The organism is Metallosphaera sedula DSM 5348 (assembly GCF_000016605.1).
In the GTDB taxonomy this organism is placed as follows: Archaea; Thermoproteota; Thermoprotei_A; order Sulfolobales; family Sulfolobaceae; genus Metallosphaera; species Metallosphaera sedula.
In genome coordinates, this window is record NC_009440.1 from 2,180,861 (window position 1) to 2,191,517 (window position 10,657).

The following is a 10,657-nucleotide window of genomic DNA, read 5'->3' on the forward strand; positions in this document are numbered from 1 at the left end:
TCGCCAAGGAAAATTAGTTCGCGTGACGTAAAAGCCCTTCGTCTACGTTGGGCCCGTCGTCTAGCCTGGTTAGGACGCTGGCCTTACAAGCCAGAGGTCTTGGGTTCAAATCCCAACGGGCCCACTTTTAAGATCAGGATGTATCGCAACCTTTCGACTTTTAGTACTAAACTTTCTAGTTCCTTTTAGTTTTCCCATTCTCCTCTAGAGCCTGCCCTTAACAGGCTAGTACTCTTGTACCATCTCTTTACGTCTAATCGTTTTCACACATCCTAGTAGATTAATCCTACACAATGCGGACCCGCCGGGATTCGGACCCGGGACCTTAGGCTCCGGAGGCCTAAAAAACGATATCCAACGTCGTAAAATATCGTTGGTTGCCAATTTACGCCAATACTCGACAGAAGGCAACTTAAACGCCTTTTACGACTACTTAGTTCACGAAAGGAAAATTAACGAAATGACGGCGAAAGAATACATAAACGCGTTAAGTAGACCTTTCCGCGAATCGCGTAACTCACAAAAGGCTTATCGATTATTCGCTATGTTTCTCGCCTCTCGCGGTATGATCAGTGAAGAATTCGCCTACAAGATACTCAAACTCGTAAAGGTGAAAAAAGCTAACGCCGATTTAAACATACCAACGGTCGACGAAGTAAAACGGACTCTCGATTTGGCGAAAGAGTATAGCGAAAACGTCTATTTCGTCTACAAAATCGCGTTAGAGTCCGGCGCTAGACTAAGCGAAATACTAAAAGCGCTAAAGGATCCTTCGCGTGACATTTGTGAAAGTGACATTTGTTATTATTCCATGGCGTGGCAAAGAGGGTATAAGGGCGTTTTCTACATATTCCACATTACGCCATTACGACAGATTAGCATTACAGAGTCGGCGATACAAGATTTTGAGAGAAGAAGAAAGAACGCGATCAGAATAAAATACTTTCGTAAGTTCGTTGCATCGAAAATGGCGGAATTAGGGATACCGTTAGATGTTATCGATTTCATACAAGGTAGGAAGCCAACTAGAATATTAACGCAACATTATGTTTCGCTATTCGGAATAGCGAAAGAGAACTATAAGAAATACGCAGAGTATTTGAGAGGAGTTAATTATAACTAAGCTACCCCCCGTTAGCAACCGTAAAACCGCGTTACTTTTCCCTTTCTGTTGGATATATATAGCGATAAACCCTTTTGCCGTCTTCGGTATTCTCCATATACGCCTTTGCATTCCGCAAACAGCGGAAGACCTCGATAGGGGTCTCGCTTGCATATTCCTCTTCCGTTATCTCTCTCCTATCGAAGCTAGCGCAAATATCGTTAATATTGTTAACTGGGGATCTCTCGGTCTTGGGAAGTCTCACGTATGTTTCGTCATCTCCCGCTACGAATGTCTCCAACATTCCCTTACTAATTAGGCCGTTTACTGTATCTCCGAATTTACGGATTAAGTCGGCTAGCCTCGGGTTCCTCGATTGGACGAATTGAATAATTTCTGCCTCCCTTCGTGATAGAGTTTCACCATCTTCTCTCTCGTCTCCTCGCATTCCTTCTCCGTCATTCCTTGGCATGGGATCTTCCGAATCTCGTCCTCGCTCATCTCCACGAAAAAACCCCACGGTTCCCATGCCAGTCTCGGTCTCGATTACCTCATTCGCTTCGTCAGATCCAAGTTCTGTTAGGTCGATCTCTTGGATTAGCGTTAATGCGTAAGGCGTAAGGGCCCAATATACCTTCTTTCCTATTATATCCTTATCGACGAGACCCATGTTATACATCGAGTTCATTATGTCCATCGTCTCCTTCGATAGTAGTTTTAGACTTCTGGAAAGATCAGCGTTCTCTATGTATTCCGCTTTGTTCTCATCTTCCTTGATATATCCATGGTCCTTTAGCCACTTCAATATCTCGAGGTCGCGTTCCGACATGTAATGGGCCATGAGTATTATGTCCTTCTTGAACAGTTTCATTACGAACTCTACGTCTTCCCTTTCTATCTTATCATGACGCCTTAACGACGCTACGGCCCTACTAAATGCCTTAGTTATCTCCGTTGCTCTAGAATCGTTATCTGCGTTATCGAAACGTCCGAATATTTTGTTTACCAGTTCGAAGGATTCTTCGGTAGGTTCTGGATCGTCTGGTAACGATTTTAGCCACGCGTACGTAACAAGTTTTATCCTGTTAAACTGTTCATCGTCTAATCCCTTCTTGAACCATATCTTCCTCCTTTTCTTTTCTTTGAACTTCTTATCGCCACTCGATGGAAGATATGGTTGAACCGTCCTATTCAATATCTGCGTATCGATACTTGCAACCACGTTTGTAGAGATAAATGCTGGTTCGCCCTCAACAATCACTTCTTGATCTTTCATCTCCTCCGTCTTCGGATCGCGTACTGGAACGGTAGTCGATATAACTCCCTCGGAGAGGGCCTCCCTCAAATATTTTACACCCTCAAGGTTATCGATCTGTTCGACGAAGAGAACCCTACCATCGAATGTATCTATACTCCTAATATATCCAAGAGCGTTCTGCGTTAGCCTTGTATTCCTGAATACGATAGGATCGTCCGTATTATCTCTGCGTTCATAGAAATACTTGAGGATCGATTTTATGGTAGTCGATTTTCCTGCGCTGCTTTTTCCTGTTAGGATTAGATGAACGCGTACGATCCCCGTATCGCTCTTGTTCCTCTTTAGATGCGAAGATACTATACTCAGTAACGTCGCGATCTTCAACTTCTTCGTTATTCCGTTATCGTCGTCTACAGTATCGTTCTTGGAAAGTTCGAGGAAGAAGTTAATAGGATCCTTGTTTATCTTCTTCCACTCGTCCCAATCCTTTACGACCTCTAAAACGTCCTTATACATCGGCTGAAGTTCAAGTTCATTTACCCACATCTCGAGGGCCGTCGTTATATCCTTCGTTGTGATATGCCTATCGATGGACTTCTTCTTCTCGTATATCTTCTCAACTACCTCCTCTAGGTTCGCTATAACGAACTTGTATTCGTCATTACCCTGACTTTCGCCTTTCTTTTGCTCTTTCTTGTAATATCTTATGGTCGCCATAACGCTTTGCGGAGGAACGGATAACTCGTACTGCGGGAATAAGGGTATTTTCATGTCCTTAACCTTACCCTCGATATATCCGCTGAATCTATACTCGATCTCTAGTCTCCTACCATTCTTTATTATGATAATTCTCTCATTCTCTTTATCGATTATGATATCGTTATCGCTGGTCTCCCGCGAATTTTTAGTAACGTGATGCGATTTTTCTGAATCAATTTTAGAGTGGGGTACCCCACTTTGTGGCATTTGTGGCAGTGATTTCACTTTGCTATGCTCTGTTTTTGCCACTTTTGCCACAAACCCGGGTACCCCCTTTGACTTTTCACTTGTATTCGAGTCGCTACCATGATCATTTTTCGATTCGTTGTATCTAGGCGAAATAATCCGCGCACTTGGTTTTCTACTGTGCGCGGGAGTTTGCGAGTCTCTAGTATCGCTAGGAATCCCGGACTTCTTAGTGATCCTCTTTACGTTAGGGAGATCACTCAGTCTCTTGAGCATCTTCTCTCGCCTCCTCCGGCCATAGTAGTATGTCCTCTTCTTGGAATCCCCTAACTACGAGTATTCCTTTCTTGATGGAATCGGCCATATCCCTATCCACGTTAAGGACGACGTTGTAATCTCGCAATTCGTAGGACCGATACCACTTCTTCTCCTTCGAAGAATAGTAGCCCCCGTAAATCGGCTGGATCCTAACCCCGTAACTGTACTTCCCCTCCTTGGGATCGTCGAGGACTAGGAATACGCATTTCTTACTCGGGTAGACATAGACCGTTTTCCGTTTAGTCCAGTTTTCGCTAGAGCGTCCATTGGCGTTATCCTTTTTATCTCGTTTTGACTCTATATATCTGACCACGGCCTATCACCACATTTTCTTTTTTCTACGCCTCAAATTTTCGTAAATATTCCGCTATCGCGGTTTTCACTAACGATGCCATCGTTAGAGAATTCTTTTTCGCTATTTCTCTTATCTTCGCGTATTGTTCGTTACTTAGTGTGACCTTGATTTCTTTTTCCATTTTTCTCACCCGAAAATGAGGCCTGAAAGAGGATTTATAAAGGGCCCAGTTTTCGCCACTTTTTCTCCCTCTTTTATCACGTACTTTTTGGCACGTGGATCACGAAGACGCTCCCCACTTTTCGATTAGATCCCTTAAGGCCATGCGAATTAGCTCACTCCTATTCGTTACTCCCATTTTACGGCCTACTTCATCTACCTTTTCGATAAAGTCGTAAGGGGCGTAAAAAACATACCTTTCGACTTTGGGTTTTTTAGATTCGTATACCGCCATACTACCCGTCACATTACACTATCCGGCGCGCGCCCTAATAAACTTTCTAGCGCCCAATTATTTATTAGCCCAATTGGGTAATTTTTCGAATATGAAAGTAGTGGCAAAAAAGGGGTCGCACAGTAAAGTCTACTATTTACGAATACCTCATGATTTCATCGAAACGTTTGGCATTACAGAAAGTGACGATTTTACGCTAAACGTTAATTTCGATAAAGACGGAAATCTCGTTTTGTGCTATAAACGCGTGAAAAAGTGATTTATTTTTTTCTCGGCGGTAAGGATTTTTTGCCGTCTTCTTTCAATTTAACGTTAATCACGGCAAAAATTAAGGGTTGCCAATGGCTTATAAATCAAAATTGGCAACCGCTAAATTAGGAGGGGATTTTAGGGGTTGTCCCCTAAAGAAAAGACGAGATATAAGTATGGCGACGTAATCATACGCGAAAGGAAAGGTCGGTATTATGTCTATAAATCGGAAACGATAAACGGTGAGACAAGAGAGCGTTACGTGGGTCCTTTAGATAACGTCGTTGAAATTTACGAGAAATTTAGGATTGGGGGCGTGGGGGTGTCCCCCACATCGGACCCGCCGGGATTCGGACCCGGGACCTTAGGCTCCGGAGGCCTACGCTCTATCCTGGCTGAGCTACGGGTCCCGTCATAACCTTTATTTTCAAGTTATTTAACCTAAACTCCATGACCGATCCCAAGGAAGTCCTGGCTCACTATATCCTGCCAATTCTAGCTAACAAGAGGGTAATTGGTCTGGGAACAGGTAAAACGGTACGGAAGTTAGTAGAGGTGATGGCTCTTCAGGGTTCTCTGCAGGGCAGGATACTAGTAACCAGCTCAACTGATACGGACCTATTAGCCTCCAGCAAAGGAGCACTGGTACTATCTCCCTTTTCCGGGGTTATTCCAGAGATTTACGTAGATGGCTTTGACTTTCTGGTTGAATCTCAGGGAAGGAAGGTTCTCATTAAGGGAGGAGGGGCTGCCCTACTAAGAGAGAAAATACTATCATTTTTCTCAAAAGAAAGAATATTTATAGGAGAGACATCTAAGTTCGTGTCCAGAAGGGAGATCCAGGTTCCGGTGGAAGTGGTACCCGCTGGCTTCTCGCTAATCTTAGTGAGGCTAAACGAGATGGGCCTTAAACCTGTTCCAAGAGAGGGTTCCGGTAAGATGGGCCCAGTGGTTACAGATAACGGTAACCTAATCCTTGACATTAGTGTAATGGTGGAGGACCTATGTAAATGGGAGAGGGAGCTCAAAACAATTCCTGGAGTGGTGGAAACGGGTATATTTTGTGAAAACCTATATGATTCCATAGTGATTGGAGATAGCGAAGGAAGAATCCAAGTATTCCAGAGAGGCTGAAAAGGCCGTTAAGGAAGGCAGGGTTATAGAGCTCAGAACGAGGGAGGGCGGGCCTCCCCTATTCGTTTTCATGGCTCGGGAGAAGGGATCTCACAGGGACCACATTGTGGGCCCTACCTCATGCGACTGTGAATACTTCCTTTTTCATGGTATCCTTGAGGGTGAAGGTTCCTGTATCCACATACAGGCATATAACATTGCGTCTAGGAACGAGAGTTTCAGAAAAATAGTGGTGAAGAGAGAAGAACTCAAGGAAATATTAACCGAGATTTTCGCTTACGGAAAATCCTTAAAGCTGAGAAAACTCATTTCATCGAGATGACCGATCTAGCAACCATTCAAATCGTGCTGATAGCTGCCACTGTAGCAGTGATAGGAGGAGTAACCTATGCAACCTTTGAGGATATATTAACCGGAATCCCCACAAAGAAGGAACAGGTGAAGGTGGAAAGGAAGAGAAAGGGTGGATCGCATGGGAGGTAAAAGGAAGAAAAGGACAAAGATAGTGAGAGTAAAGCCTCAGATTCCTAAAACATTCGAATGCCCCAGGTGCGGGAAGATTGCAATTACCATCAAGTTCGATAAGTCAGATAGTGGCCCCAGGACTGCCCATATAAAGTGCGGTAGTTGCGGACTTAGCACCGATCTAGAGGGATTACCTCCAGTTTACGATGAGGCAAACGTCTACGGAAAGTTTCTCGATCTCTACCTTGAAGGAAAGTTGGAAATAAAAGAGCGGAGTGAAGAAGAGACTGAAGATCATGAGGATCAAGGGGAAGACAGCGAAGTATCTCCAGAAACTAATTGATGAAGGTCAGCCAATTCATTTTTCGTTAATTGATCCCGATAAAGTGAAAGATATCCAGAGTTTAAGCAAGGTCGCATCAAGTCTGTTCAAGGCAGGAACCTCGGCCTTTCTCATTGGAGGGACTCTTGGAGTCTCAAAGGAGAAACTGGACAGCATATTGAGTGTACTTCAGGACTTTAGCGTTCCCAAGATCATTTTCCCAAGTAACATCAACCTGATCTCAGAGAAGGCTGACGCAATTCTTTTCATGTCGCTCCTGAACTCGGATGACCTATACTACGTGATTGGTGCCCAGGTCTCTGCCTCAATAATCGTGAAGACCATAGGTCTCGAACCCATACCCACCGGTTACCTCATTGTGGGACATGGAGGGACCGCAGCGCATATAGGTAGGGCTAGGGTCGTTCCCTACGACAATCCAGAACTTGCGGTAGCGTACGCACTAGCTGCCGAGTACATGGGAATGGAGTATCTGTACCTAGAGGCCGGTTCTGGGGCGCCGGACACGGTGAGGCCTGAGATGGTTAAGTTCGTGTCAAAGTACTCCGAGATAAACCTGATCGTTGGTGGCGGGATTAGAACTCCTGAAAGGGCCGTGGAACTTGTGAAGGCTGGAGCCAAGGCGTTGGTAACAGGTAACGTCATAGAGACCGACATAGAAAGGGCAATAAAAATAATAGAGGCTATGCAGAGAGTTTACAGGATTGAGTAATGCCCTCCTCTAAAAAGAAGAAGGAAAACGTTCCTGTCATGTCAATGGCTGGGTTGATTAGATACTACGAAGAGGAGCACGAAAAGTATAAGGTAGATCCCATCTACGTGATAATTGCAAGCATTGTGTTGGTTGCAGTAGTAGTTGCAGTAACTAAGATAATACCGCCGTAGGGCTTCCAAATTGTTCATTAATTTATCCGATATAAGAAAAATGAGAGAGATGGCGGGGCTAACACAGACGGAATTAGCCAGGAGGGTAGGTGTTTCTCAGTCTCTCATTGCGAAGATAGAGAAGGGAAAGATTGATCCCAAACTATCGGTGGTTAGGAAGATCTTGGACGAGCTCACTCCCCTCATTGAAGTCCCTGAAGTCGCAGTTAACCTAATGCATTCCCCTGTTATTTCCGCTAAAATGGATGATAGGGTCAAGGACATTGTTGAGCTGATGGAGAGCAATAACATATCCCAGGTACCAGTTGTGAACTCTAGCGGGAAACTCATGGGAATGATCTACGATTACGTTCTAATGAGGAAGCTTGCGCTTCCATCTTCTAGGAGCTTGAAGGCGGTCGACGTTATGGCGCCTTTACCACCGCTCGTAAGTCCGTCCACTCCCGTTAATCAGGTCATGAAGCTTCTCACCAGGTACTCAGTTACCCTGGTGGTAGAGGGTGACCTAATTCCCTTGGGGATTATCACCAGAAGCGATTTAATAACGTATTTGGCAAGGAAATAGGGGAGCCCGGCAGGGGGCCACGGGAAACTGGGGAAACTCCAGCCTCTCGCCCAGGGGGAGTCCCGCGAGGGACGGGGTTAGGTGCTCCGACAACTGCACAGAAACGAGACCTGCGGTGGGCCAGATGAAAATGATCATTTACCCCATCTGGCGACGGATGGGAGGGTGTGAGAGACCTATCGTGGGTTGAAACGGCAGATCTCCCCTTGAGCAAGTAGGGGAGGATAGGGCAAAATGACTCCCCTGATACGCAGAGCCTAATCCCCCAAGTACAGAAGCTGGGTTATTGCCGAGGCTCCCCCACTACGTCCTTGATGAAGGAAGTTTCCACCTGGACTATCTCCTCCTCACTCTTCCCTCGGTAAGCCTCCAGTAGCTCCCTGTTCAAATCCAGGAACGTTTTCCCCCACTTCACTATCGAGGCTATTTTGAGAGCCTCATCAACGTCATCCATGATGTAGAGCGAGGCAACCACTGCCTCGAGTGAGGATAGCTTCATGGGTTTAGAGTAGTTAACGGGATTTCCTGCAAAGAGTAATGGGAGCCTTCTACCGTTCTTCGAGTACTTACGGAAAAAGGAGTCGTCTGACCTGTTCCAGGAGGAATCTAGAACAGTTATCCCCCTGTTAAGGTATATCTCTCTATCCTTCACGGAGAGTACTCGGTCCGACAAGGGATTCAGAACTACTCCCACGGGCCTGTCCACAAACCTTGCAAACCCAAGCCTCGCCATCTTCCTCCCTGTGCATTTGGCCGGATCATCTTCTCCAAATTCTAAGATAAATATATGCACAGAGTATCGTAAAGTTCTTATAACTTTATATTTATTAAAGCTAGTGGGATTGAACTTGGTAACTGCAATTGTCCTCATAAACACAGATCCTGGAGGGGAAGAAGAAGTTTATAACAAGCTAAAGGGAATGAACGAGGTAAGTGAGACCTACATCGTCTACGGAGTTTACGACATTGTTGCAAAGGTGGACTCGCCGGACATGGATTCTTTAAGAAATTTTATTAGTAATAACATTAGAAAGCTTCCTAAGGTAAGATCTACGCTAACCATGATTATCATGGAGAGCAAGACGCAGAAGAAATGAACATGTACGTAATTGGCGTTGACGATCACGATTCCCCAGAGGGCGGATGCACCACACATTTTTCCTCGCTTTTATTGAAAGAGTTTAACAAGGCTAACGTAAGGGTTGTGGGATATCCTAGGTTAACTAGGCTGAACCCCAACATACCCTGGAAAACCAGGGGGAACGCCTCAGTCTCATTCGTGGTGGAGACTGAGAGGGACCAGGCGGAACTCCTTGAGATGGTCTGGAGCGAGTCCATGAACTACGTGGAGAGGGTGTCCAGGGGATTACTGTACAAGAGGTCTCCCGGCGTTTCTGTGGGAAAGGTTGAGGTGATGGGGGAGCTGGAACACCTCTACTGGAAGGCGGTCAGCGACGTGGTCACGCTGGATTACGTCAAGAACGTTTCGGAAAGGCTTGGGATCCTTACCACGGGAGGTAGGGGGGTGATAGGGTCCATGGCCTCCATGGGATTTTCAGGTAATGGAACCTATGAACTAGTAACGTACAGGGCCCAGGAAAACTGGGGGAGGAGAAGGGAGTTGGACCTATCCTCCCTGATAGAGTATGACGAGAGATATTTTCCAAGGGTGTATGCGAATGTGGACTACGTGGACATGGAACCACTGGTCCTGTCTCACGGAAGGGATCCCGTGCTGTTTGGTCTTAGGGGAACCGATCCAGTCGCGTTGGTGGAAGGAATGAAGAGATTGAAGGTGAACGAGGAAGCGGAATCGTATGTGGTGTTCGTAACTAACCAGGGAACTGATCACCATTTTCGGAACCCTAAACTTAGGCCGTACTCCAGTTTCGTGGGAGAAGTTACCGTGAATTCTGTGAGGGTGGAAAGGGGAGGAGACTGCGTCGTGATAGGGGATGACCTGGTGATGCTGGTGTACAAGGAAACCGGGGAGTTAAACAGGGCCGTAAGGGAGTTATTGCCTGGAGATAGGATCAGGGTCTATGGAGCTGTCAAGCCGTCGGTTAGGTACGGGGTTGTGATAGAACCGGAAAAGGTGGAGATCCTGAACTTGGTGCCAAAGGTGGAGGTAAACAATCCTAGATGTCCCATCTGCGGAGGCTCCTCCGAGTCTGCCGGTAAGGGGAAGGGATTTAGATGCAGGAGGTGTGGGCACAGGTTTGCGGGGGAGAAGGTGGTGAGGGAAGTGGAAAGAGGAATCAGTCTAGGAGTGTTTCAGACGAGGAAGTACAGACACCTAACGAAGCCGATTTTTTATGAGTAGTCGTGAAGGTGAACCGCGTAACGGTGAAGTGGACCGGCCGGGATTTGAACCCGGGACCTCGCGGATGCCAACCGCGCACTCTTCCAGGCTGAGCTACCGGCCCAGTATAAGATACTGTTAGTCTGTTTATAAATCTACCAGCTTAGGGAGTCCAGACTATCTAGTAGATGTTCGCAGTAACTATGTAATGTAGGGATTTCAAACGCCGAACACTTTGTAACTTGAACTATACATGTCCCCATTTTCAAAAAAAGTTCTAGAAATAATTTATACCTAAATGACGACATAATGCAATGTAACAGCAGTTTATCAAGGCTGATT

The 10,657-nt window shown here is 45.8% G+C and carries 13 protein-coding genes, 3 tRNA genes, 1 other RNA gene and 2 pseudogenes; 13 read left to right on the top strand and 6 right to left on the bottom strand.

The features are described 5' to 3' along the window. Window positions 1–49: 49 nt before the first annotated feature. Together MSED_RS11685 and MSED_RS11690 are read left to right on the top strand one after the other, a co-directional pair. Window positions 50–124: transfer RNA gene (locus MSED_RS11685), tRNA-Val, on the top strand. A 249-nt stretch (window positions 125–373) separates the two neighbouring features. Beyond that, the gene (locus MSED_RS11690) at window positions 374–1,123 is read left to right on the top strand and encodes an integrase (protein ID WP_012022207.1); all 750 of its coding nucleotides are present in this window, start codon (window positions 374–376) and stop codon (window positions 1,121–1,123) included. A gap of 31 nt (window positions 1,124–1,154) precedes the next feature. Here the strand turns inward: MSED_RS11690 and MSED_RS11880 are convergent, their stop codons facing one another. The 3 genes from MSED_RS11880 to MSED_RS12605 form a co-directional block, all read right to left on the bottom strand. Then, window positions 1,155–3,581 (bottom strand): hypothetical protein, encoded by a 2,427-nt coding sequence (locus tag MSED_RS11880; RefSeq protein WP_012022208.1) that lies wholly within the window; start codon window positions 3,579–3,581, stop codon window positions 1,155–1,157. Continuing rightward, entirely contained in the window at window positions 3,562–3,936 is a 375-nt protein-coding gene (locus MSED_RS11700) for a hypothetical protein (RefSeq protein ID WP_012022209.1), read from the bottom strand. The genes MSED_RS11880 and MSED_RS11700 overlap by 20 nt, the downstream gene beginning before the upstream one ends. Window positions 3,937–4,198: 262 nt before the next feature. Next, entirely contained in the window at window positions 4,199–4,372 is a 174-nt protein-coding gene (locus MSED_RS12605; RefSeq protein WP_144419036.1) for a ribbon-helix-helix domain-containing protein, read from the bottom strand. 394 nt (window positions 4,373–4,766) lie between these two features. Between MSED_RS12605 and MSED_RS12115 the strand changes: the two are divergent. After that, window positions 4,767–4,925, top strand: a pseudogene (locus tag MSED_RS12115) (putative integrase); the annotation flags it as partial. Between the two features lie 31 nt (window positions 4,926–4,956). Here the strand turns inward: MSED_RS12115 and MSED_RS11710 are convergent. Beyond that, a tRNA-Arg gene (locus MSED_RS11710) sits at window positions 4,957–5,031 on the bottom strand. 40 nt (window positions 5,032–5,071) lie between these two features. On the opposite strand from MSED_RS11710, the gene rpiA reads away from it, so the two are divergent. The 8 genes from rpiA to rnpB all read left to right on the top strand — a co-directional run bounded on the left by rpiA (window position 5,072) and on the right by rnpB (window position 8,313). Beyond that, window positions 5,072–5,755: a ribose 5-phosphate isomerase A gene (gene rpiA, locus MSED_RS11715; RefSeq protein ID WP_012022211.1), complete on the top strand. Its 684-nt coding sequence runs from the start codon at window positions 5,072–5,074 to the stop codon at window positions 5,753–5,755. Next, complete coding sequence (locus tag MSED_RS11720; protein ID WP_144418796.1) at window positions 5,712–6,077, top strand: metal-binding protein; 366 nt, start codon at window positions 5,712–5,714, stop codon at window positions 6,075–6,077. The genes rpiA and MSED_RS11720 overlap by 44 nt, the downstream gene beginning before the upstream one ends. Beyond that, window positions 6,074–6,238 carry a hypothetical protein gene (locus tag MSED_RS12415; protein WP_012022213.1) on the top strand — a complete coding sequence of 55 codons (165 nt, stop codon included), beginning with the start codon at window positions 6,074–6,076 and terminating at the stop codon, window positions 6,236–6,238. Before MSED_RS11720 ends, MSED_RS12415 begins: the two co-directional genes overlap by 4 nt. After that, window positions 6,228–6,563: a transcriptional regulator gene (locus tag MSED_RS11725; protein WP_012022214.1), complete on the top strand. Its 336-nt coding sequence runs from the start codon at window positions 6,228–6,230 to the stop codon at window positions 6,561–6,563. The genes MSED_RS12415 and MSED_RS11725 overlap by 11 nt, the downstream gene beginning before the upstream one ends. After that, a complete protein-coding gene (locus tag MSED_RS11730) occupies window positions 6,517–7,275 on the top strand; it encodes a geranylgeranylglyceryl/heptaprenylglyceryl phosphate synthase (protein ID WP_012022215.1) in 759 nt (252 codons plus the stop codon). The genes MSED_RS11725 and MSED_RS11730 overlap by 47 nt, the downstream gene beginning before the upstream one ends. Then, the gene (locus MSED_RS11735) at window positions 7,275–7,448 is read left to right on the top strand and encodes a preprotein translocase subunit Sec61beta (protein WP_012022216.1); all 174 of its coding nucleotides are present in this window, start codon (window positions 7,275–7,277) and stop codon (window positions 7,446–7,448) included. The genes MSED_RS11730 and MSED_RS11735 overlap by 1 nt, the downstream gene beginning before the upstream one ends. 40 nt (window positions 7,449–7,488) lie before the next feature. Further along, on the top strand, window positions 7,489–8,013 hold the full coding sequence (locus tag MSED_RS11740) for an XRE family transcriptional regulator (RefSeq protein WP_048060211.1): 525 nt from the start codon (window positions 7,489–7,491) through the stop codon (window positions 8,011–8,013). Next, window positions 8,014–8,313: RNase P RNA component (gene rnpB, locus MSED_RS11885), an RNA gene on the top strand. A gap of 19 nt (window positions 8,314–8,332) precedes the next feature. Here the strand turns inward: rnpB and MSED_RS11745 are convergent. Continuing rightward, a pseudogene (locus MSED_RS11745) lies at window positions 8,333–8,884 on the bottom strand (DUF367 family protein); the annotation flags it as partial. On the opposite strand from MSED_RS11745, the gene MSED_RS11750 reads away from it, so the two are divergent. Both MSED_RS11750 and MSED_RS11755 read left to right on the top strand, forming a co-directional pair. Continuing rightward, the gene (locus MSED_RS11750) at window positions 8,862–9,110 is read left to right on the top strand and encodes an Lrp/AsnC family transcriptional regulator (protein WP_048060388.1); all 249 of its coding nucleotides are present in this window, start codon (window positions 8,862–8,864) and stop codon (window positions 9,108–9,110) included. The pseudogene MSED_RS11745 and the gene MSED_RS11750 sit on opposite strands and share 23 nt — an antisense overlap. Next, the gene (locus MSED_RS11755) at window positions 9,107–10,336 is read left to right on the top strand and encodes a tRNA(Ile)(2)-agmatinylcytidine synthase (RefSeq protein WP_012022220.1); all 1,230 of its coding nucleotides are present in this window, start codon (window positions 9,107–9,109) and stop codon (window positions 10,334–10,336) included. Before MSED_RS11750 ends, MSED_RS11755 begins: the two co-directional genes overlap by 4 nt. Before the next feature lie 29 nt (window positions 10,337–10,365). On the opposite strand, the gene MSED_RS11760 is transcribed toward MSED_RS11755, so the two are convergent. Then, a tRNA-Ala gene (locus tag MSED_RS11760) sits at window positions 10,366–10,439 on the bottom strand. Window positions 10,440–10,657: the final 218 nt, after the last annotated feature.